Source organism: Paenibacillus sp. E194 (assembly GCF_000935845.1).
GTDB classification, from domain to species: Bacteria; Bacillota; Bacilli; order Paenibacillales; family Paenibacillaceae; genus Paenibacillus_B; species Paenibacillus_B alvei_B.
Genome location: NZ_JMDX01000014.1, coordinates 22,844 through 46,019, shown reverse-complemented (window position 1 = coordinate 46,019; position 23,176 = coordinate 22,844). Strand labels below are relative to the sequence as shown.

At 48.4% G+C, this 23,176-nt stretch carries 17 protein-coding genes; 6 read left to right on the top strand and 11 right to left on the bottom strand.

Annotated features, from left to right (window positions below; all coding sequences use genetic code 11):
- Together AZ66_RS03650 and AZ66_RS03645 are read left to right on the top strand one after the other, a co-directional pair.
- A partial coding sequence (locus tag AZ66_RS03650; RefSeq protein WP_044353619.1) for a tetratricopeptide repeat protein occupies positions 1 to 813 on the top strand: 813 nt, incomplete at its 5' end.
- A gap of 479 nt (positions 814 to 1,292) precedes the next feature.
- Positions 1,293 to 2,630 (top strand): TrkH family potassium uptake protein, encoded by a 1,338-nt coding sequence (locus tag AZ66_RS03645; RefSeq protein WP_044353618.1) that lies wholly within the window; start codon positions 1,293 to 1,295, stop codon positions 2,628 to 2,630.
- Positions 2,631 to 2,750: 120 nt separating this feature from the next.
- Here the strand turns inward: AZ66_RS03645 and AZ66_RS03640 are convergent, their stop codons facing one another.
- Complete coding sequence (locus AZ66_RS03640) at positions 2,751 to 4,112, bottom strand: nucleobase:cation symporter-2 family protein (protein ID WP_021262275.1); 1,362 nt, start codon at positions 4,110 to 4,112, stop codon at positions 2,751 to 2,753.
- 286 nt (positions 4,113 to 4,398) lie between these two features.
- Here AZ66_RS03640 and AZ66_RS03635 point away from each other — a divergent pair, with 286 nt between their 5' ends.
- Entirely contained in the window at positions 4,399 to 5,376 is a 978-nt protein-coding gene (locus AZ66_RS03635) for an aromatic ring-hydroxylating oxygenase subunit alpha (RefSeq protein ID WP_044353617.1), read from the top strand.
- A 336-nt stretch (positions 5,377 to 5,712) separates the two neighbouring features.
- Here AZ66_RS03635 and AZ66_RS03630 read toward each other — a convergent pair whose 3' ends face one another.
- The 7 genes from AZ66_RS03630 to AZ66_RS31220 form a co-directional block, all read right to left on the bottom strand.
- Positions 5,713 to 7,053: a radical SAM/SPASM domain-containing protein gene (locus AZ66_RS03630; protein WP_044353626.1), complete on the bottom strand. Its 1,341-nt coding sequence runs from the start codon at positions 7,051 to 7,053 to the stop codon at positions 5,713 to 5,715.
- A gap of 421 nt (positions 7,054 to 7,474) precedes the next feature.
- Positions 7,475 to 7,963 carry a CcdC family protein gene (locus AZ66_RS03625; protein WP_082061437.1) on the bottom strand — a complete coding sequence of 163 codons (489 nt, stop codon included), beginning with the start codon at positions 7,961 to 7,963 and terminating at the stop codon, positions 7,475 to 7,477.
- A 156-nt stretch (positions 7,964 to 8,119) separates the two neighbouring features.
- Complete coding sequence (gene hrpB / locus AZ66_RS03620) at positions 8,120 to 10,738, bottom strand: ATP-dependent helicase HrpB (protein WP_044353616.1); 2,619 nt, start codon at positions 10,736 to 10,738, stop codon at positions 8,120 to 8,122.
- Between the two features lie 100 nt (positions 10,739 to 10,838).
- Complete coding sequence (locus AZ66_RS03615) at positions 10,839 to 12,101, bottom strand: MFS transporter (RefSeq protein ID WP_021262280.1); 1,263 nt, start codon at positions 12,099 to 12,101, stop codon at positions 10,839 to 10,841.
- A gap of 169 nt (positions 12,102 to 12,270) precedes the next feature.
- On the bottom strand, positions 12,271 to 12,846 hold the full coding sequence (locus AZ66_RS03610) for a TetR/AcrR family transcriptional regulator (RefSeq protein WP_021257287.1): 576 nt from the start codon (positions 12,844 to 12,846) through the stop codon (positions 12,271 to 12,273).
- Between the two features lie 175 nt (positions 12,847 to 13,021).
- On the bottom strand, positions 13,022 to 13,846 hold the full coding sequence (locus AZ66_RS03605; RefSeq protein WP_044353615.1) for a hypothetical protein: 825 nt from the start codon (positions 13,844 to 13,846) through the stop codon (positions 13,022 to 13,024).
- 302 nt (positions 13,847 to 14,148) lie between these two features.
- Positions 14,149 to 14,292, bottom strand: coding sequence for a hypothetical protein (locus tag AZ66_RS31220; RefSeq protein ID WP_155987347.1), 144 nt, complete (start codon positions 14,290 to 14,292; stop codon positions 14,149 to 14,151).
- 99 nt (positions 14,293 to 14,391) lie between these two features.
- Here AZ66_RS31220 and AZ66_RS03600 point away from each other — a divergent pair, with 99 nt between their 5' ends.
- Positions 14,392 to 14,736, top strand: coding sequence for a DUF1360 domain-containing protein (locus tag AZ66_RS03600; RefSeq protein ID WP_044353614.1), 345 nt, complete (start codon positions 14,392 to 14,394; stop codon positions 14,734 to 14,736).
- An 86-nt stretch (positions 14,737 to 14,822) separates the two neighbouring features.
- Here the strand turns inward: AZ66_RS03600 and AZ66_RS03595 are convergent, their stop codons facing one another.
- Positions 14,823 to 16,253, bottom strand: a complete 1,431-nt coding sequence (locus tag AZ66_RS03595) for an amino acid permease (protein ID WP_021262283.1) — start codon at positions 16,251 to 16,253, stop codon at positions 14,823 to 14,825.
- A 305-nt stretch (positions 16,254 to 16,558) separates the two neighbouring features.
- On the bottom strand, positions 16,559 to 17,848 hold the full coding sequence (locus tag AZ66_RS03590) for an NCS2 family permease (RefSeq protein ID WP_021262284.1): 1,290 nt from the start codon (positions 17,846 to 17,848) through the stop codon (positions 16,559 to 16,561).
- 697 nt (positions 17,849 to 18,545) lie between these two features.
- Between AZ66_RS03590 and AZ66_RS03585 the strand changes: the two genes are divergently transcribed.
- Positions 18,546 to 19,979: an erythromycin esterase family protein gene (locus AZ66_RS03585; protein WP_044353613.1), complete on the top strand. Its 1,434-nt coding sequence runs from the start codon at positions 18,546 to 18,548 to the stop codon at positions 19,977 to 19,979.
- Positions 19,980 to 20,016: 37 nt separating this feature from the next.
- Positions 20,017 to 21,528, top strand: a complete 1,512-nt coding sequence (locus AZ66_RS03580; RefSeq protein WP_082061436.1) for an erythromycin esterase family protein — start codon at positions 20,017 to 20,019, stop codon at positions 21,526 to 21,528.
- 146 nt (positions 21,529 to 21,674) lie between these two features.
- Here AZ66_RS03580 and AZ66_RS03575 read toward each other — a convergent pair whose 3' ends face one another.
- Complete coding sequence (locus tag AZ66_RS03575; RefSeq protein WP_044353612.1) at positions 21,675 to 23,174, bottom strand: sensor domain-containing diguanylate cyclase; 1,500 nt, start codon at positions 23,172 to 23,174, stop codon at positions 21,675 to 21,677.
- Positions 23,175 to 23,176: the final 2 nt, after the last annotated feature.

Here is a 23,176-nt window from a genome sequence, read left to right as displayed (position 1 = left end):
CAGAAGCAGCGACACACAGAAGCACTGGAGGAAGTGATGCGTCTGCAGCAGCAGTATCCAGAGCACCCGACTATCATGGCGCTGGCAGCAGTCGTCCATAAGCCTGTCGCACCCGATCAAGCGCTCTATTGGGCCTCTGAAGCGTTGAAACGCGATACAAGACTGCCTGATGCCTGGCGCGTGCGCATGTCCATTTATTACGAGCGCCAAGAATGGCCAGCCTTCGAGACTGCTGCGAGGCAGCTTTCTACGGTAGCTGAGGAAGATCCTACGCCTCATCTGCTGCTTGCACAGTACCAGCTGCGCAAAGGCGCACTGGATCAAGCGCTTCTATCGCTTGAACGCAGCATTGACATTGAGCCTGCCGGCATTGCTTACGCTACTTATAGCTATGTGCTGGCGCAATTGAGACGTTATCCAGAATCCCGTGAAGCAGAACGCCAAGCGTTAGCATGGCAGGAGAGACATTCCTACACGCTTATGCAGCTTGCTTGGGCAGCGGATCAGCGCGGTGAGGCCGAACGCGCCATGCAGTTCATGCAAGATGCCATACGTCTCAATCCTGAAGATAATCAGGTAAGAGTAGAATATATGGATGCCCTGCAGAAATCTCACCCTTGGTTCCGCTTCGTATGGTGGCCTGCGCAGATGCTGCAGAAGCTGTCTCCATGGATTTTAGTCATATTATGGGCTGCATTTGCAATTATTCAACCAACATTGCTTATCGCATTTATCGTGCTTCATGTATCGACATATTGGATTAGCCGCGGATTCGTAAATTGGAAAGTATACGGCAAGTTATGGGTGTCTTGAACGGCACCCTACTCTCCTTAAAGCCTCGACAGCATGCCATCCCATCATTTGAGCACATAAGATAACATCCGAACAACGCTCCACACCTAAGTACAAGCTCACAACTCAAACTCAAGCGGCTCGATTTAAAACGTTAGTCCGAATGCATCCCGTTTCCTCATTTCTCTTTGACTCGATAAGCACTCTCCCAGTGCCTCTCCACAGCGTCAACTTCTCTCCACTTTCCCATTCAGATCTATCACATCTCGACCCCTTATGAACTCACTTCGCCGACTGCTCAACTGCCCTTGCAATGTTCTTTATAAAATAGGAAAATGTTCGTAAATGAAAATCGACCATTTACATCCACTCTGGGGAACGATATACTAGTGAACGTTTTGGAAAATGATCGACTCGAATGATGATCCAACGTACGCAAGATATTGAAACAGGATTCGATCCTTCCTCACTACTTATTTATGGCTAAAGGAGACGTTCACATGACTTCATGGAGAAAACGGACGATGCATTGGACGCCTGCCCGTGTGCTGGTTCTTGGCTTTTTATCCATTATCACAATCGGGACATGCATCTTGATGCTGCCGCTATCATTGGCAGCTGGACACTCCCTTTCCTTCATTGATGCCTTGTTCACCGCTACTTCGGCGGTATGCGTAACCGGTCTGGTTGTTGTTGATATTGGGACAACCTACTCTGCATTTGGACAAGGCGTAATTATATCACTCGTACAAATCGGCGGCATCGGCTTCATGTCCGTGGCCCTGCTCTTCTATCTCATGCTCGGCAAGCGCATTTCCTTGCGGGAACGACTTATTTTGCAGGAGTCGATCAACGCAAATAGCATGGAAGGCATTGTACGGACCATTCGCCGCGTGATTATATTTGTTTTTATTATCCAGGGAACGGGAACCATTATACTGACATTGCGCTGGGCATTCGACATGCCGCTGCTGCAATCCTTCTATTACGGACTGTTCCATTCGATCTCCCTGTTCAACAACGGGGGATTCGATCTGTTCGGTTCCAGCTTCCAATTGCATGTCGATGATTTCGTAACGAATGTAGTTGCCATCTTCCTCGTACTATCTGGCGGACTTGGCTTTATCGTACTTGCAGAATTGTATGAATTTCCGAAATCGCGACGGTTGACGCTGCACTCGAAGGTCGTATTGTCCATGACCGGTATTCTGGTCGTCGCAGGAGCTATCTTCATCTTTATCTTCGAGTTCCAAAATGCTTACACGCTAGGATCGCTCAATTGGGACGGCAAAATATACGCTTCCTTCTTCCAGTCCATCTCCGCTCGTTCATCGGGAACGACAACGGTAGATGTGTCTCATATGAAGCAGGTCACACAGTTCGGTCTTATTATTCTCATGTTCATCGGTGCCTCTCCAGGCTCTGCGGGCGGCGGGATTAAGACGACGACGTTCGCTATCCTCTTGGCCGCCGTATATGCGATGCTGCGCGGACGCGAAGATGCGGTGCTATTCCGTCATCGGCTTGCTAAGGATCAGATCATCAAGGCGTTGACGATTATCTTCCTTGCCATCTTCATGGTGCTCGGTGTATCCATGCTGCTGGCGATAACGGAAGATCAGCCGTTTATTACCTTGCTTTTCGAGACAGTGTCCGCTGTAGCAACAGTAGGATTGTCTATGGGGCTTACACCTGAAATGTCGGCATTCGGCAAGTTCGTCATCTGTGCCACCATGTTCATCGGCCGGATTGGTCCAATGACACTCGCCTATGCGCTCGGCAACCGCAAGGAACAGTCTCTGTATCGTTATCCAGAGGGCAAGATCATGATCGGATAGAACAACACAGCAAAAGGCAGCAAGCATCGCTTGCTGCCTTCTTTATTTCTCTGTATATATGACTACTGCCGAATTGCACAAGACGTAATTCAGATTGATCCGTAAGCACATAAGGTTCTACTAGGCAGTCTGTTCTCCGCCAGAACCCACCGCAGTGGAATCCGACATACCTTTCTTCTTGCCGCTTGGGATGACCAAATTCAGAATCAATGCCGCCAGCGCCCCGACAGTAATACCGGAGGACAATACGTATACCGCGAAATCAGGCAGACCCGTCAAGGCGCCCTCAGGAAGTACAGTTACAGCCATCGTAAGCAGGATTGGCACGCCAATAATCATCATAGCACGCTCATCCAAGTCAACGAATTGAATGACCTTCAATCCATTCACGACAATGGCTACACAGACAACACCGAATATGCCGTTAATAACCGGCTCTGGAATGCACGTAATCGCTGCAGACAGCTTCGGCATCAGACCAAGCGCTATCAAGATACCGCCGCCGGCCATAATTGCCATCCGGCTTCCTACGCCTGTAACCGCGATCAGTCCTGCATTGGAAGAATAGCCTGTCATTGGCGTTCCACCGAACAATGCCCCAACGAAGCACCCTAGGCCTTCCCCAGCCGCTGCACGGTTCAAGCGCTCATCCGTGAGCTCCTTGCCTGTAATGGAAGAAATAACGAACCACGTTCCTGTTGTTTCAATCAGAATGATGAAGTAGACGAACATCATCGTCATAATCGCGCTGAGATTGAATTCAGGCGCACCGAATGGGAAAAAGCTAGGAATCGAAAATGCGTCAGCCTCTGCTACCCTTGAGAAATCAACCTTGCCAAACATGGAAGCAAACAGCGTACCCGCGACAATAGCTACAATGACCGAAATAAGGCGCGATACCGTACCCAGCTTCTTCGATTGCCGTCCAAGAAGCATACAAACAATAAGAATCCCCGCTGATACAGCAGCGATGAGAATATTCGTCCACAAATCGCCTTCTGCACGATAAATATTGTTCATTCCCGTTGGCATCAAGGAAATACCGACAATCAGTATTACGGTTCCCCCTACCAGCGGCGGAATCATACGGCGTACAGCCTTCGCGAACCATTTCATCGGCATGCCGAGCAGCATCATGAGCAATGCCCCCGGTATTAAGCTCCCTGTCATGGCCCCTAATCCAAGCTTGCTTCCAATCGCCCCCATTGCGCCAATAGGCACATAGGACGGCCCCTGTACGACTGGCAGTCGCAAGCCGAAGCCCGTTTGGATTAAGGTCGCAATTCCTGTTCCGATAAAGCACATTTGAATAAAGAATGATGTGTCAGTTGCATTTAGTGACAGCAAGCCTGCAATAATGATCGGTGCAATGTACAAATCCATAGCCAACACGTGCTGGAGTCCTAATAGAAAGGCCTTCCCGGCGCCAATCTTATCATCCACCCCAACGACAAGCGTGTTCGACTTTGCTGATTGTTCCATGTGTGCTCATTTCCCCCCACGTATGCTGTAACGTTCGTTATGATTTTGATCACACCCTGATTATAGAGGGAACTTTTCATTTTGTATAGATAAATTACGAATGTTTATTATTTATACTTAATTATTGTTCGTGTTTTGTGTTGACTAGTCCCAATATATTTCCTAAAATAGTTGTGTAAACAGCAATAATACGAAGATTTCATGTATTTCATCCAATAGATTAAAAACATTACATTCGGATTCAGCCATGGATACCCGGATCATTAAAAAGGAGACTGTCTACATCATGATCGTAAATGATGCCGTATTGCGTAATGAATGGATTGTTGCTTGCCGTGCACAGGATGTGCAGGAGAAGCCGCTGCAGGTGCTGATAATGGGAGAACGTGTCGTCATTTTCCGGACAGAAGAAGGCGTGCATGCATTCAAGGATTTGTGTGTGCATCGCGGGGCTGCACTGTCGCTAGGCTGTGTGAAGGATGGGAAGCTTGTCTGTCCGTATCATGCATGGGAGTTCGAGGGCTCCGGCGCTTGTTCACGCATTCCACAGCTGCCAACGGATCAAGCCGTTCCGAAGAAGGCGCATGCGATTACGTACGGTTGTGAGGAGCGCTATGGCCTTATTTGGGTCAACCTCGGCAACACGGATACACCATGGTTCCCATTCGAAGAGTTCGGTGCCGAGGGCTGGCGTAATGTGATATGGGGGCCGCAGTCCGTAGAAGCCAAGCCGCCGCGCATTGTAGAGAACTTCCTGGATGTAGGCCATCTCGCTGTCGTCCATGAGGGCTACTTAGGCGTAGAAACGCACACAGAGATTGGAGACTACCGGGTTCATCGTGTACCGGAGGGCATCCGTTCCGAGGAAATCGAAGTATTTCAGCCCGATCCAGACGGTTCCGGTCAATCGAAGAATGTCTATTATACGTATGAGATTGCCCGCCCGCTTACAGTGAAGTTCACGAAGCGCGATAAGGAGACCGGACATCTCATGTCCATTCTGCTTACGGTGCAGCCGAAGGATGCAACGACCTCTGTGGCTTACGGGGTTCTGTCCTTCAGTTACGATCCAGGCCTATCGGACGAAGATATCGTAAAGTTCCAAGACATGATTTTCGCACAGGACAAGCCAATTGTAGAAAATCAAAAGCCAGAGGATTTGCCGCTTGATTTGCAAGTCGAGCTGTCACTGAAATGCGACCGTGTCAGCATCGCCTACCGCCAATATCTGAAGGAGCTTGGTGTTGTGTGGGGTACGGCGTAACGTAACCGGAATGTTGAGATGTCTATCCTATCATTCCTTGTTGCGGTTAATTCTTATTGCAGGGAAATAGAGAAAAGCCTGGGAGTGGGGTTCCCAGGCTTTTGGCGTTACATACAATCACAAACATTTCTGCTGTGACAAACATAAGCTTAGACATATGGATATGGATTAGCTCAAGCTTCCAGGCACAGACTTGGACAAGCGCCCTGTCTTGATGGATGTTGGCTTCGCTGCTGGACGAATCACTTTCACTTTCTTACTCACCTCCTTGCAATCATTGGATGTACAGCAAATGGAAGACCCGCTGTCAGAATGACAAGGCCAAGGTCGCTATAGTTATTGAATAACTGACATGTGCTCCACAGATTGAAGCCAAATCGTACGCAGCACCTGCTTAATCTGCCGCTTCTCATACGAGCATGGCCGCTCGCTCGACCGCATCCGATATAAGGGACAGTGGTTGCCCTGACAGGCTGGGCGGAAGAAGCAGGATTGACAGTTCTCATCTGTTTCTTCACCGGAAGTGGTCCAGACGGCCATTTTGTCCATATCGAGCTCTAGTGTCCCATCCTTATAAATACACCCCAGTTGATTGTTCACTTGTTCAAGAGCTACCGAGCACTTATACAGATTGCCATCTGATCCGACAATCATCGAGTTCGGCTTCGCCGCATAGCAGACCGCCCCTGTCGGCAGCAAAATGTCCTTAATGAAGGAGCTTACTTGCAAGCCTGCCTGGATGGCTTCTTCATTCAATGCCCATATTTCCTTGTCCTTGGTGCGGGCATCACATACCGGGAGCGTCAGATCATTCTCTCCTCCCATGCAGCCGACTGGACGGAAGTAGACGGAGAACCGCTTGTCATCGCCGAACAAGTCATGCAGCACAGGGATGAATGCATGAACCGCATCCAGATTGCTGTTGTCAAAGTTCACACGAATGTTAATCTCGAATGGGCGCTTCACCTGCTTAAGCGAGAGCAAATTCGCGATGATGCGCTCATAGGTATCTCCGCCCCCAAATAATCCTCTTCGTGCATTGTGCACTTCAGCAGGACCATCAATCGTAACCATGTACCGATCAATATGTAAATTTAGCAGTTGTTCGAATAGCTCCCGTGTTAAGTAATATCCATTCGTGGATATTTCCGCTTGATAAGCAACATCGTATTTGTCGCAAACATCGATGAACGCGCTCGACAACTGCTCGATCACATGCGGAGCAAGCAGCGGCTCTCCTCCATGCCAGCTGATGGTCAAGAAGTTGAGCGTCTTGGCCCGCTGCTCCATATAGGCGATTAATCCCTCTACGACTTCGTCCCGCATATTTCCCCGTGGGAAGTATTCGTAACAGTAGTTGCAGCGGAAGTTGCACGCTTCTGTTACAAGCAGCACCAAATGCATCGCATCAAGCTGGTGCATCGCCTGATGAAGGAACTGTGCGCGCCGCATCTCGTCCGTGTCAGCCGGAACAAGGAAGCCATGCTCCAATAAATCGCGATAGACGGCATTGTTCGGTTCCACCTCAGCCTGTCCTGGCCGCAGCCAAGACAGCACTCGTGTCTGTTCTTCCGCAGAGAACGAAGCAATTGCTCCAGAATAGCTGTTATATAATACGAGCCCTCCATCATCAACCTTAGTCTGCGCATTGAACCGTGAAGGACGCCATGTCACCATAGGCTGACTAGAAGAAGCCTTGTCAGCTGCAAATTGGCCATTACAGTGAGTGGTTGAAGTTGAAGCTCCTTGTGAACAGGTAGAGGCGCCCTCATTGTTTTCTGAATTCGGCTCTTGTTTTGCGCAAGCCGCACCCTGATAAGGCTGCTGCATGTTAGATGAGGAAGCTTGCCGAGAAGTATGTTGTGAGTCTTGTTGTGCCATGTCGTAATCCCATCCTTTTTCCGTTAGCACACGTGCTTCTAGTCCTTCCATGATGACGCTCAGCACTCAACAGGACAATGACACCCGTCACGTTCTCGTGGACAGGTATTCAAATCCAGCAACCCTCCGTCCTTCTAACACAATACAAAAAAGCTGCACCCAACCTTACTCCATGAAGGCGGGTACAGCCTCTAATTTACCTTAACCTCAACAATTGTTACTGCTCCACTCTCTCTGCCATCAGCTTCTTATACTGCATCATCATAGCCAAGCGCCATGGCAGCAGCATGCCGAATGCCAGAATAAAGAACAAGGACGCACTCTGTGAGATTGACACATACTGCTCCACAACATCATGCAGAATGAGCCGCAGTACGAGCAATCCAACAATGACGACAATGAACATATTCGATCGCTTCAAATATACTTCCTCGCCTATTCGATCGAACCGGGATGTGCGAATAAGCGGATAGGCGAAGATCAATGCCCCTGCGAGAAAAGCTCCGATCGCCCATAGCCACGGAATACGCATCGCAGGGACGATGAACATACCGAATCCAGTTGCCATACCGATAGGCGGCATGATTATCTTCTTCATTGAGGTCGGCTTGTTCGCCGCACGCAGACGCAGTACGATTACCCCCGTCCCCGCACACAAGGACACAATCAGTGACATCAACTGTGATGACACGAGTGCATGTGACATGCACCATCACCTCCACTAAGTACAAGCCTATATTTATCGTTATTATTACCTACTATTCATTAGACCCGTTGGTCATTTCCTGTATGATCTATTATATCGAATTTTACATTCACATACCAATAGCCAGCGAGGGATCTTAACATTGCATACCCAAGTCTATTTCTTATCCGGAGCCGGTCTGGTGCGCCGGGTCGCAATCGCCTCTAGAGGATTATCCGGCCAATAATGTTTGGGATAGCGCCCCTTCAAATCCTTCTTCACGTCAAAATAAGTCGTCGCCCAAAAGCTGGCCAAATCCTGCGTTACCTGTACAGGCCTCTGTGCTGGCGAGAGCAAGTGCATCGTCAGTGCCACTCGTCCGCCCGCAATGCGCGGCGTATCGTGCAGGCCGAATACTTCCTGCAGCCGTACAGCCAGCAGCGGACGTTCAGGATCCTGATAATCGACCGCAATGCGCGAACCGCTTGGGACTGCAATATGTGTCGGCGCCTCCTTATCAAGCTGCTGGCGCTGTTCCCACGTCAGCATTGACTCGAAGACCGTCGTAAGGCTTAACTTGCCAAGTTCATCACGGCTGCGCATACCGAATATATGCGGGCCTAGCCACTCCTCTAAGGTGGCAAAGAGAGCTTCTTCACTGGCATCTGACCATTCCTCAGGCAGATGCCGATGCATGAATTGGAGCCTCGCCTGCCACTGGCGCGCCTGCTTCGTCCATGGCAGGAGGGCAAGCCCCTCTTGGGCGATGCCTTCCAGCAAAGCATACTGCACCGCATCTGCATCAGGTGCGCTGTGCGGCATATCCTTAAGCGTGAGCGCCCCTAGACGAACGCGTTCCCGAGCTCGAACCGACTGGTTCGTCCGATCCCAAGCAATCTGGTCTTCCCGTGTAAACTCGCTTGCGAAGTAACGCTCCAGCACCGCCCTGCCAAGTGACGCTGCAAGCACAATCCGACCATCGGTGCCAGCATCGTCAAGCTGCACCGCCACAATATAAGGCGACTGTGCCAGCAGAGTTCCGCTTGCAGCAGCTTGCGTAAAGGCCGCGCCGCGTCCATTGCGCAGCAGGTAGCGCCCATCTGAACGACGCTCGGCAATCCGATCCGGATAAGCGAAGGCAGCAAGCAAGCTCCAAGCATCCTCGTCGGTCAAATCCGCATTGCGCTGTACTTGTTGCTTATCATTCTGTCCCATACGGAAGGCCATCCTGTACTGCTTCGCCTGTTCACGAATCCGTCGCAGCACACTTTCATCTACATCCCCTTGACGAGAGTGATGTGATGGTGAATGTGTTCCTAGCGTTAACAGTTCCAGCCGCAGTCCTAAATCGGGGTTCAACGCTGCAGGTGTCTGTCCCGCTTGCCCGAATCCCCCCCTTGAGTTAGCACTGCTACCACTATGGCGAATGACATCCCGCTCCTCCAGCAGCGAAGCCAGCGTACATGCGGCTTCTCCCAGTCCAAGCTCCATCCCCTTCACGATCATATGTGCGAAGCGAGGGTGAAGCCCCAACTTGGCCAGCGTACGACCATGCGAAGTCAGTGTACCGGACTCGGACAGCGCTCCGAGCTGAACGAGCAGTTCTTCCGCTTGTTGAAGTGCTGCAGGAGGCGGCGGAGTCAGCCACTTCAGATCAGCTGCCTCCGTCCCCCATGCAGCCAGCTCCAATGCTAACGAGGCGAGATCAGCCGCAAGTATCTCCGGCACATGATGTGCAGGGAGCTGTCTCTCTTCTTCTCTCGTCCACAATCGGTAACAGACCCCTGGCCCAAGACGACCCGCACGACCGCGGCGCTGATCGGCTGAGGCACGTGACACCGGAACCGTCTCCAGCCGCGTAAGGCCAGTACGTGGAGAGAAGCGCGGCACACGCATCTGACCGCCGTCGATCACGATCCGTACTCCTTCTACAGTTAGGCTCGTCTCTGCTATGGCAGTAGCCAGTACGATCTTGCGCATCCCATTCGTTGAGGGACTGATCGCAGCATCCTGTGCAGCTGCCGACAGCTGTCCATATAATGGGGCAATATATGCACGTTCAATCCACCCGTTCTTCGTCAACTCCTGCTCCAGAGCAGTCTGCACGCGGCGAATCTCCCCCGCTCCAGGAAGGAATACCATGATGTCTCCTTCATGACGATGAAGCGCCAGCATAATCGTTCGTACGATACGCGGCTCAAGTGGAGTATCTTCACGCCGTTCAGCATATATCGTCTCGACCGGATAACTGCGGCCCTTGCTGACCACTATTGGCGTTCCTCCCAGCATGGCCGCGACTGGTTCTGCCTCAAGCGTCGCCGACATCACGAGGATACGGAGATCCTCGCGCAAGACAGATTGTGATTCGGCGGTGAGGGCCAAGCCGACATCTGCATGCAAATGCCGCTCATGGAACTCATCGAATATGACGAGTCCTACCCCTTCCAAGGAAGGATCCTCTTGAAGCATGCGAGTCAGAATTCCCTCCGTAATGACCTCAATGCGCGTCTTTTCACTTATGCACGTATCCAAACGTACGCGATATCCTACTGTCTCACCGGCCTGTTCACCCAATGCACGAGCCATGTAGCGTGCAGCAGAACGCGCTGCAATACGCCGCGGCTCCAGCATGAGGATACGCAGTCCTTGAAGCCATGGCTCCTCCAGCAGCACCAGCGGTACACGGGTCGTCTTCCCCGCACCTGGCTCAGCTACCAACACCGCCCCTGTATGGCTGCTCAGCGCCGATTTCAATTCTGGCAATACATCATCTATCGGTAAATGATTTCCGCTCATTTCCATCCTCCATACGATAAAAAAGCCGTCTCATCCATCATAGACGAGACAGCTTCCCTACATCAAGATTATCGAAATTACACTTCATTGATTCCGCTCATCAATTATTATACACACTCTTGCCGTTAGCCTTCATCTTCTGCGCTGGTTCTACTCCGCTCATGCTTATTGAGAAGGTCTGCTTATGGCGACGCTTCAGCAAGCTCAAGCCGAATACGGATGATACAATGATCACGCTGATGACAATGAGCGAGGACGACACTGGCAGCGCATCCGTCAACACTCCTCCAGCGATTGGCCCAAGCATCATTCCCGCTGCATGAATCATATTGAATAGGGCGTATGCTACCCCATAATCACCGCCCGATGAATCGCCATCCACGATGGCACCTAGTGTTGGCAATGTCGGCGACAGCGTAAATCCTACTGCTGCCCCTACCAAGCAGCCTGCCATCATCAATAGAGTTACATTGCCTGCAAATGCGATCAATGGTAACGTAAGCGCCAAACCAACAAGCCCAATCAGCATGAGTCGGAAAGGATTATGCTTGGCTGTAAGTGTTCCTGCTATTGGGGCTATCATTCCATAGCTCAGCGTCATGACACCGAACAGCATGCCAAGCGCAAGCGGAGACATCTGGAAATGCTCAGTAACATAGACCGGTAGGAGCGGCTCCAACATCGTCAATGTCGTCTCAGCAAGCAGAATAATCGAAGCAACGAACAGAATCGTCCGATGCCGCAGCAGGGAGAACGTGCCTCCTCCTTCGGCTTGACGCTCCTCTCTGACAGGTTCGCGCAGTGCAAACACGACAATGATCGAAATAACTGCCGTCAATGCTGCTGCGAACCAGAATGGAGTATGGTGATCGCCAATCTCAAATAACCAGCCTCCAATTGGAGCACCGAGCAGGGAGCCCGATGATATCCCTGTCATGGCGAAGCCCATTGCCGCTCCGCGTACCGGCCCAGAGAACAGATCAGCCAGCAGCGCCATTGCTGCTGTCCATGACGCAGCCGCAGCTAAGCCTTGCAGGAAGCGAGCTGTAATGAGCATTGCCGTCGTTTGCGAGAATACGAACAGCATGGTAGATATCATCATGAACACAAGACCTGTTAAAATCGTCTTGCGTCTGCCAAATTTATCTGCAACTCGCCCGAAAAAAGGCGTAGTAATGAACAGAGCTGCTGCATAACTGCCGAACAGAATCCCAAGTGTAGTCGAAGACATCGCATACTCGGATGTAAAATACGGAACAACTGGAATGAACAAACTGTACAACAACATGTCAATAAATAAAATACCAATAACGAGCACGAGGCCAATCCACTGTGCGCGACTAATCTGCCTCATGAAAGACATAATCCCACTCCTAAAACTAATTTGTTTTTATAAGTTTTCTTAGGCGAAAGACTGAACCTAATGGATCAGTCGATATAACCTACCTGAAGATTCCAATATGAACGACCTCATGTCCCCAGTGTGAAGCATGAGCCTTGCATTAGCGATAAGATAAATCCCCTTGCATGGATTATCTTTGTTCCTCAGATTGATCTCTAGCAACAAGCCCATACAGCATAATATCTGCAATCGACTTTAATGCATCCGGCAGCGAAATGTTCTGCTTAGCAAAAAATCGCTGATCCAAGGTTGAATTGAACGCATCCGTAATTACCTTCACGATAAAGGCCGCATTATGCCTTAATATGATGCCTTCCTCCATCCCCTGCTCCAGCAAGATTCGCAGCATCTCCCAATCATCCCGGAGAGCCTTATCAATCTTTGACCACTGCTCAGGGTATACGCGCTTCATTTGCTCCAAGATTCGGTTGTCATACAGCTCAAAGTGATTCGGAAGCACGGTCATTACCGCTTTCAATTTATCCAGAAGCGACAAGGTGTCATTCTTCATGATTTCTTCAGTCTTCGCATCACTTTCGTGCATCGTCTGTTCTATGATCGTATCCAGCAGTTCTGCTTTTGAGGAGAAATGCTCATACAAAGTGCGCTTGCTCATCCCAAGTCGACGCGCCAAATCATCCATCGTGAATTTGATCCCTTTGTCTTGTAACTCCTCTATAAATGCCTTCATAATCCGTTCGCGCATGAAATTCCCTCCATTCACGCCGACATAAAACCGTAAAACAAAAATAGTTTTCTTAGTTAATGTCATTATTATACCCTACCTTTTTGACAACAAGCAAGGCCACACATTCCTCTTTTCCACACAGAAGAAACAAAGAAAACACACTCCGTATGATAAGAAGTGTGTCTGCTATATATTATTTGCGTTTACCATTTGTGATTTTCTCAATTTCATATGTCTCTGCGTCCACTGTTGCTACTTGCTTTTGAGATGTAGCAAAGGCCCATATGTTATTTTTAGAGTCTTTAAATCGAACTGCACGCCCAACCAACTCAACTTTTTTGCCTATTTCCTTCTCCAGTGCTTGTTTTGCTGCATGTACAGCGTTTTGATCAGCATCCTCTAGTTCATATATCACTTCGACACTTGGAGACTTGTCCTCATCAGATTCCCAACTCACATTGAATCCTTGCCCCGCTACGTAATAAATCTCCCTTTTGTTATCTATTTCTTTCAAATTAGATACTCGAGTGATCCTTGCTTGTTCAATTTCAAAATTCGCATCTCCCACTACCGTTCGAAGCGCACTTACTGCTTTTTCTTTTTTTGACTTCTCCCAATTGTTAAATGGGATGGTAAATCTAAAAATCCCTGATATGGATGTAATCAATTCCACCGAACAGTTTCCATCCTCCCAAGGTATGACAACTTCTTTACCGTCCAAATAAGGTTTCGAGAAAGTAACCGACTTCCCAGCTATTTTTTCTACAGTTGGCCTTAACGCTTGGATAAACGCTTCATCTACCCACTTCATCCTTTCGTCTTGCTTTTGTGCTGGCGTTTTCCCCTTCGGCTTCTCCATAGTTGATTTTAGCTCTACTGCTGAAGTCGGTTGAAGTGCTTGCGTTTCGGACGGAGAAGCAGCTTGCTTGGTTTGTTGCCCCCATATTACCACTGCTATCGTTGTCCCGATAATTATAAAAAATATACTTTCCCATACCCAAATTGATTTTTTCCTCACGCAGTTCTGTCCCCTCTTATATTGATATGTAATTGTGTAATTTGCACTCAATACAACATACTAGAATTTTATCCCCCAAAATATTCCTTTCCAATTGTAAGTTTCCTCTTCGATAGATGGCAACCTCAAATCTCCCTAAGCAAATCCTTGATAATTGCATTGCATGCGCCCAACACAAAAAGAGCCTGCCCGTCTTATGACGGAACAGGCCTCAAGGTAGGAGCAGGAGCCTTCCCATGAACTGAAATCACCTTGCTGTGGACCAATGCATATGTTGGAGTACATCTTACCAGCTGCATGACTTATCGAATCGGCTTAATTGCAGATACCGCTTCAACTTTCCGTGCGGTCATCTGGATGCCCTGCGGAGATTGCGGCTTCGCATCACTCTGAATGACCTTGATTGGGCTGCTGACCTTATTCATCTGGTTGCAGAAGCACATCATCTGTCACCTCCATTCTCTATATCCGTTTCTAGCATATGCAGTCTCTCACTAGATGGATTGGACATGTCGACATCTGCCAAGCGGAAAGGAGAATGTATGATGATCACCTGGATTGAGCTGTTCATATTAGCGCTGGCTTCCTTTCGCCTGACCCATCTGCTCGTCTATGACGACATTATGGAATGGTTGCGCAAGCCTTTTTTGTCTGTTACGTATGTAACCGATGAGAATGGCAATGTGTCGCGAATTACGGAACCAAGAGGCAAGGGACTTCGCAATTGGCTGGGCTCACTAATAAGCTGCCATTGGTGTACAGGCATTTGGTGTGCCACCTTGCTGACAGCACTGCAATTCTACGCCCCCGTCACCTATCCATTTATCGTATTATTAGCTGTCGCTGGCATTGCCGCGCTAATCGAGACCTACTTGCTGCGAAAGATGTGATGTTGCACGCTTGCTAGGCAAGCAAGCAGACAAAAAAGGAGCCCAAGCTTAGCTTGAGCTCCTTTCCTATTCATAAATGTATATTATCATTTGTTCTTGCTCAGTCTTGCGATCATCGGCAAGATCAAGCCTAAACCAAGCAATATGAATGGCGTAATAACGTTCAGCAATAGCTGGAAATACCATTCTGACGTAAATGCTTCAACCTTAGGGAACATCCCCATAATACAAGCGAATGCCGTAAAGACGAAACACCACAAACCGATCATGAAGCCGATCTTGCGATTTTTCACAAATTTATAATCGGATTGAAACTTATCCCCTAGCTTCATGAGCGCCATGAAGGCTGCGAATACCCATAGATAACGAAGCGGCATTACGATCGAGTTCAGATCAAGCAGCCAGTTGAAGAGCGAGTTCATGTTGCCAATTCCGATCGCCGGAATAACAATCAGAATCCCTACAAGCACAGCCGTCATAATGTATCCATTGATTGGCGTATTGCGCTCGTTCGTCTTCATCAGCTTCTGAGGCACGAACTTCTTGTCCGCATCAAGCAGCAATACTTTCAGCGGTGCATCAATAGAGAAGGCCAACGCCGAAATTTGTGCAAGTGTATTCGCAATCGCATACAGTATGAGGAATGTATTTCCGATTCCATAATACTCACCAAGCATCTTGAATGCATAGTACTGTCCGTTCATCTTCAAGTCTGCCGGAATGTTGTTCGAATCGAACATCATGCCCATCGCGAACGAACCGAGCAAGGCACATATAGCAACCATTCCTGCCAGAATCAGCATCCCGCGAGGGAATTCCTTCGAAGGGTTGTTCGTATTGTTGACGTATGGCGAGATTTTCTCCGCTCCACCTACGGCAAATACGAGCATGGACAATGTCGTGAAGTATGCGAAGTTGAAGTCCGGAATGAACGAGCTGACCGACATATCTGCCGTCGCAATCGTTGCGCCCGTCAATGCAGGTGCTGTCACCGCAAGTACAATGTACAGAAGTGACATAATGAAGATGGACATCCCTGCAATCGTACCGATTTTCTTCAAAGAAGAGAGCCCACGGGAAGCAACCCACAGGAATACGAGAAATACGGCTAAGCAGATAAGCTGCAGCGTCAGTGCCGAAAACTGCTTCGTAAAGTTCCCACTACCAGTCACCGTCCAGCCTAGTGCAATTAAAATCGCTTGCGGCTTCTGTGCCAGATATGGGATGTGAACAACCCAGTATGTCCAAGCAGCCAAATAAGCGACTGTCGGTCCCATCGTTTCTTTTACCCAGGAACTAACGCCGCCTTGATCATTTTTAAATGTTGAACCCATTTGTCCAACCATCAGTGCGTAAGGCACGAAATACAGCGCGATAATAAGTACCCAAGACGTTACAACCGTTAACCCTTGGTTTGCATAGTTATTAACAACGTTGCCAAACCCCCACACGGAGACGAAAGCTATCAAGGCAATGTTATACCATCGAAGCTTTTTGTTATCGTCGTTGCGGTTCATGTTGCAAAAGCTCCTCTCACTACTTGTGGAAATATGTTACAATTATGTGTACAGACACTTTATTAGTATACAATTATCAAGATATGGATTCATAAAGTAGTTTTTTCTTACACTGGTTCATATTAGGTAATCTGTATGTCCTATAAATTGCCCTGCACGTACATACTTTATGCCTCTCCAACCATTCCTTTCCTAGCAGGTGAGCTACAAATAGTCGTTAAATTGGAATTGAAAAATACAAAAAAGCCCCGGAACAGAGTTCCGAGGCATTTCCTATTTACGATATTGCATCCCTTCCAACAACCTTAGTGAGCTGGGAAGAAAGCCATCTGAATAGCGAAAATTACGCCAAATACATATAGAATCGGATGTACTTCTTTCCCTTTGCCGCTGAATAACTTCATAAGCGGATAGGTAATGAAGCCGATCGCAATCCCTGTAGCAATGCTCGAGGTAAGCGGCATGCTGATCAGGATTGCAAATGCCGGGAAAGCTTCGTCGAACTCTTTCCATTTAATACGTGCCAGCCCGTCCATCATGAAACAACCAACAATAATAAGCACTGGAGCTGTAATCGCTGGCAAGGATGAAATCCCTGCGAGAACCGGCGAGAAGAATAGGGACAGGAAGAACAACCCTGCTACAACAACGGAGGTCAACCCTGTACGTCCACCAGCAGCAACACCTGCCGAAGATTCAATGTACGCACTGGATGGTGTCGTTCCCATCAAGGAACCTGCTGTTGTCGCAAGCGCATCCGCCATCAATGCCTGTTTTGCACGCGGAAATTGATTGTTCTTCATTAGACCTGCCTGCTCCGCTACCCCAATCATCGTACCCGTTGTATCGAAGATCGTAACGAGCAAGAAGGCAAATACAACTGTGTATAGGCCATGAGAGAATACACCCGCTATATCCACATCGAACAGCACTGGTGCTGTTGGAAGCGCAATAAAGCCGTCAAACTTCATCAAGCCCATAAAGTAACCGATAATCGCCGTAGCTGCCATACCGATGAACAGGGCACCCTGTACCTTACGGGCCATCAGGATAAGCGTGATGAACAATCCCGCCAAGGTTAGCACCGTTACCGGTTTATGCAAATCCCCGAAAGCAACCATGGTTGCCTCATTCGGCACGACAATACCAGAGGATTTCAAGCCGATAAATGCGATAAAGAGGCCAATGCCTGCCGTAATTCCGAACTTCAACGAACTTGGAATCGACTGAATGAGCGTTTCCCGCAGCTTCGTAAACGTCAGCAACAAGAAGATAATACCTGCCAGGAACACTGCTCCAAATACAGCCTGATAGCTCACTCCTTGTGAAGCTACTACAGAAGCAAAGTATGCATTCATCCCCATTCCTGGTGCTACAGCAATTGGGTGATTCGCGAACAAAGCCATATATAACGTACCGATAATTGCCGAGATTACCGTTGCGGTAAACACTTGCTGGAATGGAACTCCAGCACTCGACAATATCGCTGGATTCACGACAACGATATATACCATCGTTAAGAACGTTGTAATGCCCGCCGTCACTTCTGTGCGTGCGTTCGTTCCGTTTTCTTTCAATTTAAACCATTTTTCCATTGGATCAAGCTTGCTCCTTTCATAGCAACAAAACTTCCACTTAGGCATCTTATTAGAAAGGCGATTCTTTGTCAATTAATTTGTCCATTTATTCGTTTTTAGGTCACATAAATTCCAATATAACACAGAAAACGAGTCATATAACCCAGCTAAATACGAACATTGTGTATATCAACCAATTTCATCACATGCCGAGTAACCCCATTACTACCAATTATAGTCAAATAAAACAACAATCTATATCAGTGTTCCCTTCCCTACGAAGGTGATTCCTTATGCTTGCCTATCCCCCATATGAATAGTATGTCTACAATTGGAGCCCTCACATTCTTCAAACATCGTTTTTCCGGAATATTCCGACAATGTCCGCATAGAATCATCAGTTCTTTTCATCCCCCGAACTGCTCCATTCACCCCAGAAGCTGCTCTATTCAAGAAGAATATAAGGCAAGTCCCTCCCATTCAGGATATGATAGGTTCATCAACGACACGAGAGGAGCCCGGGAGTTATGAACAAGACAGTTAAAATGGGACTGCAAGCCTTGCTTGCTTGTGGAGTATCCATACTTGTTGTATACGTCATCAAACATATGGCTTGATCCAATCTATTCCTGCTACAATTATATTCGCCGGTATTTCCCGGAAAATAATATCAGTTTACATATTTATCACATCGAATCATAAGGAGACATCATTTATGAAATCATTTTCGACGACTTGGAAACGAAAAAGCATCCCTGTATTGTTTGCATCCGTCATTGCGTTAGGCTCGATGCTTAGTTGGCAGCCAACTGTTCATGGTCAAGCTGCAGCAGCAACAACTAGCTCGCAAAGCACAGCAATAGCCGGAACATCCTCAACAAAATTCACAGAGGATTGGCACAAATGGATTAAAAATAATGCTTATACATTAGATACCATCACCCCGGAGAGCACAAAAAACGGGACCGTTGTAGGCGAGCGGTTCAAAGACTTGGACATGCTGAAGCCGCTTCTGTCGGATAAGCGCATCGTGTACTTGGGGGAAAGCTCGCATGGTGTAGGCGAATTCAATTCTGTCAAGACACGGTTGATTCAATTTCTCCATCAGGAGCTTGGGTTCAATGTTGTCGCCTTCGAATCGCCGCTTGGCAATGCAGCAACTGCCTTCGGCAATGTAAAGACAAACTCAGCGGAGCAATTGATGAAGAAGTCGGTATTCCCGCAATGGTGGGCTAAGGAAACGACTCCATTGTTCCAATACATCCAAGATTCGCAGTCAACGGAAACACCGATCAGTCTTGCCGGATTTGATATGCAATCCTTGGGACCGTTCTTGAACGGAGAGCTACTGAAAGATGAAGAGCTTGCTGCACAGTTTGCTGAATCGGAGAAGAAGCTGTTCCGCTGGGCCAATTCCGAAGACCTTGCAGCTTACTCCGCAGTGAAGCCGGAATTACAAAAGCTGTACACAGACGTTAAGACACAGATTGCGGCCAATGAAGCGCAGTTGAAGGCCATGTACCCGGACAATCCGCATATCGTTGCGATGGTGAACCGAACACTGGATGACCGCCTTCGCGTCGTAGATGAGTACATCGAGCTGTCGATCAAGTCGAATATTGCTGCGCAGACTGGCGACTATGCAGTAGCGACGAAGATGATGGAATGGCGGGATAAGGCGATGGCCGACAATCTGCTCTGGCTGGCAACTGAAATCTATCCAATGGAAAAGATTATCGTCTGGGGGCACAATGCCCATATCAGCAAGGCCGAATCTAAAATGGAGCAATCATTCATGCCTGTCGCAGGGCGATTTATGGGCGAAATTATGCAGGAATCGATGTTCGGACCTTACAGCTACACGATTGGCCTCTATGCAGGAAGCGGAACTACCCATGACAATTTGGGCGAGCCGTTAGAGGTTCAGCCGCTCCCGCCTAACTCCATCGAGTCTATTATGAAGGCAGCCAATCAGCCATATTCCTTCGTCGATATGCGCTATGCAATGAAGAGCTCCGGAACATCATGGATGGACGAGCCGCGTACCGCACTGTACTTCGGATTGCTGCCAGAGGTATTCGTACCTCGCGAGCAATACGACGGCATTCTCTACATCGACAAGGTACAGCCGCCAACACCGATTAAATAACAGCTTCTTGCACCAATAGATGTTTTCGAACGATTAAATGAAACCGCAGCCGGCAGACGAATGGTGGAAACACAATGAATCGCAGCTGCGATACCCAACACTTGGAGGACAATCCGATGAAATCAAAAAAGGAACATGGAAACGTCAAAGCTTATCTCTAGCTCTCGCTTCCGTTATCGCACTTGGTACAATGCTCTCCTTCGGAGCACCTATACATGCTCAGGCTTCATCCGATAAGCAGGTAGGTCAGTTGGAGCAAGCACGTACCAGCTCACAAACACGTGAAGATTGGAAGAACTGGCTGAGCGACAACGCAGTCTCGCTGAATTCGATCAATCCTGAACAGACTGGATCAGACGCACGAATTGCTCCCGAGAAGTTTGCCGATTTAGAGGCCTTGAAGCCATTGCTGCAAGACAAGCGAATCGTCTATTTAGGCGAGAGCTCTCATGGGGCAGCGCAATACAACTCTGCCAAAACACGTCTCATTCAATATTTGCATCAGGAACTCGGTTTCAATGTCATCGCCTTCGAGACCAACTTGGGCAATGCAGCCGGAGCTTATGGCAATGTAAGCTCGCAAAAGCCGATTGCGACTATGAAAGATTCCATATTCCGCATCTGGCAAGCACAAGAGACCGTGCCACTGTATCAATACATTCAAGATACGAAGCGTACCGATAAGCCGCTCATGCTGGCCGGCTACGATATGCAGCCGCAGGGCGTCATGTTCGCTGCTGATTGGATGGGCGATGCAAAGCTTGCCAAGCAGTTCCAGGAGATTGAACTAGCACTGGACGAATGGGAAATGAGCTCGGATCTGGAGGGGTATCAGAAGGTAAAACCAAGCTACTTGAAGCTGTATGAGCAAATAAAAGCGACCATTCCAAAGCGTGAACAGGCACTGCGCAAGCAGTTCCCAGACAACCCGCATATCGTACAGCTTGTACAACGCGCAATCGACAACCGAATTCAAATTGTTCGTGAATACATGGAACTGACAATTAAGTCTACTCTATATATGGAGGGCAAAAACCTCGATTATATGTCCATGATCCAATCGTGGGAGTATCGCGACCAAATGATGGCAGATAACTTGGTATGGCTCGCTGACAACGTCTATAAAAACGAGAAAATCATCGTATGGGCACACAACGGACATATTAGCAAGGCACATTCCAAAGAGTTCGGCATAGCACTGCCGCTTCGCAATATGGGCGAAATTATGCAAACAACCAAGTACAAAGACCAAGGATACGTGATGGGCTTATTCCTAGGCAAAGGACAGAACGCGCATGTCACACGCGAAATCTATGACGTACTTCCGCCTATGCCGCATTCTATAGAGGAACTTATGACTAGCATCGGCAAGCCTTACTCGTTCATCGATATGAGCCATGCTCCAGCCGTTCCAGGCACTACATGGATGTCGCAGCCAATGACGTCATACGTAACAGGCATCTCGCCAATAAGCAGCATTCCGAGCGAGCAATATGATGGCATCTTGTTCATCAACGACGTCACACCTCCAACATATTTGGAGAAATAAGCAGTTATCCAGCTCCGAAACTTTATCATTAAGAACTTACAGTTAGGCAATCCGATATGTAAGCACGTCCCAGCATATGCAGCAATATATCACATAAACAAATAAGGATAGAGGGATTCAACTGCTTCTGAATCCCCTATCCCTCATTAATCCACTGCTACTAATCGATTGCGGCCAGACTGCTTCGCCCGGTACAGCTTCTGATCCGCTATGGCAACCAGCGTATTCGGTTCTGAGTCCTGAATATCCTCAATGCTGCATGATGCAACACCAAGCGAGCAGGTCACAACTAGACTCACCTCTGAGCCAGCGTGCGGTACACTAAGCGACTCTACATGAAGGCGAATTTGCTCACCGATGGCCTCAGCCTGACGAAGATCCGTCATTGGCAAGATCACGCCGAACTCTTCCCCACCGTATCTGGCAACAACGGCAAGTGGCGGTGTAACCGTATTCTGAACTGCCTGCGCTACTCGTCGCAAGCATTCATCCCCAGCTAGATGACCATACGCATCGTTATATTTTTTGAAATAATCGACATCGAGCATAATTAGTGATAGTGGACTCCTCTGCTTCTTAACCCGCTCCCATTCCTGATTCATCATCTGATCGAAGTATCTGCGATTGTAAACCCCGGTCAACCCGTCGGTATAGGAGAAATCAGTTAGGAGCCGATTCGCCATTTGCAGCTTCTTATTTGCTTCCTTCATCTGCTCTTCCGCTACAATCCGTTCAGTTACATCATGGAAGTACACCGACACCCCGTTACGAGACGGAAATACGCGATTCTCCAGCCATCTGCCATGCAGTTGATCAAACTCCGTAATCTCCGCCGGTTCTCCCCGCTCCATGACTTGGTGGCACACCTCGTACAGCTTGGTCTGCTTCAAGTGTGGATTAATATCCCATATGGATCGTCCTTTTACAACTTCGAAGGAAAACCCCAAATACTTCTCCGCTTCCTTATTCATATACGTATAGCACCACTGCTTGTCTACTGCAAGGAAGGCATCGGTAATGCTATCAAGAATAATTGCAATTTGTTCCTGTGAATTGTGGAGCGCCCTTTGAGAATGATGGAGCTTCACATTGAGCTGATTCATCTGATAAAAGAAGACAAATAGAACAACCGTTGCTGACAGCAACGAATTCACGCATGCCGCGTACCAGCCAAGCGTGTATCTATCGTTGGCCAGCAAAGTGATCGACACATCCAAAAAGAATGTGAAAACAGACAAAAGAAGCCATAAGTGCAGCAGGCTCCTTCCACGAGTTACCACATACAAATACACACAAGCCACAAGACTAATTACCCATACAATAGGGCCTATCCCTGTTGAAAGGAGAAGACCATGGCTGCTATCCGAAATAAGCGTAGGCAGCCATTCGTGCTGACCTGCCAATATATACGTAATCATCCCGACAACCAGCACTACAACAATAAACATCACAATTGAAGTAGCCGTCTTATTCTTGTGCTCTGATCGCGAATAGGACTCCTTCTGGATACTGAACGTATACAGCAGTATCCCTGCTGGAAATCCCGCATGCCAACATCCCCAGAACCATACCGAAGCCCGAGTCCCTGCGTACAGAACTCCCTTATCACTGAATATGCCTGGGAAATTCAGAAGATGCGGAATCATAA

What these genes read in the sequence shown, in the direction of transcription:
- AZ66_RS03645 (WP_044353618.1), top strand. Translation starts at nt 1,293, where the DNA reads ATGACTTCATGGAGAAAACGGACGATGCATTGGACGCCTGCCCGTGTG.
- AZ66_RS03640 (WP_021262275.1), bottom strand. Translation starts at nt 4,112, where the DNA reads ATGGAACAATCAGCAAAGTCGAACACGCTTGTCGTTGGGGTGGATGAT.
- AZ66_RS03635 (WP_044353617.1), top strand. Translation starts at nt 4,399, where the DNA reads ATGATCGTAAATGATGCCGTATTGCGTAATGAATGGATTGTTGCTTGC.
- AZ66_RS03630 (WP_044353626.1), bottom strand. Translation starts at nt 7,053, where the DNA reads ATGGTGACATGGCGTCCTTCACGGTTCAATGCGCAGACTAAGGTTGAT.
- AZ66_RS03625 (WP_082061437.1), bottom strand. Translation starts at nt 7,963, where the DNA reads ATGTCACATGCACTCGTGTCATCACAGTTGATGTCACTGATTGTGTCC.
- hrpB (WP_044353616.1), bottom strand. Translation starts at nt 10,738, where the DNA reads ATGAGCGGAAATCATTTACCGATAGATGATGTATTGCCAGAATTGAAA.
- AZ66_RS03615 (WP_021262280.1), bottom strand. Translation starts at nt 12,101, where the DNA reads ATGTCTTTCATGAGGCAGATTAGTCGCGCACAGTGGATTGGCCTCGTG.
- AZ66_RS03610 (WP_021257287.1), bottom strand. Translation starts at nt 12,846, where the DNA reads ATGCGCGAACGGATTATGAAGGCATTTATAGAGGAGTTACAAGACAAA.
- AZ66_RS31220 (WP_155987347.1), bottom strand. Translation starts at nt 14,292, where the DNA reads ATGATGTGCTTCTGCAACCAGATGAATAAGGTCAGCAGCCCAATCAAG.
- AZ66_RS03600 (WP_044353614.1), top strand. Translation starts at nt 14,392, where the DNA reads ATGATCACCTGGATTGAGCTGTTCATATTAGCGCTGGCTTCCTTTCGC.
- AZ66_RS03595 (WP_021262283.1), bottom strand. Translation starts at nt 16,253, where the DNA reads ATGAACCGCAACGACGATAACAAAAAGCTTCGATGGTATAACATTGCC.
- AZ66_RS03590 (WP_021262284.1), bottom strand. Translation starts at nt 17,848, where the DNA reads ATGGAAAAATGGTTTAAATTGAAAGAAAACGGAACGAACGCACGCACA.
- AZ66_RS03585 (WP_044353613.1), top strand. Translation starts at nt 18,546, where the DNA reads ATGAAATCATTTTCGACGACTTGGAAACGAAAAAGCATCCCTGTATTG.
- AZ66_RS03580 (WP_082061436.1), top strand. Translation starts at nt 20,017, where the DNA reads ATGAAACCGCAGCCGGCAGACGAATGGTGGAAACACAATGAATCGCAG.
- AZ66_RS03575 (WP_044353612.1), bottom strand. Translation starts at nt 23,174, where the DNA reads ATGATTCCGCATCTTCTGAATTTCCCAGGCATATTCAGTGATAAGGGA.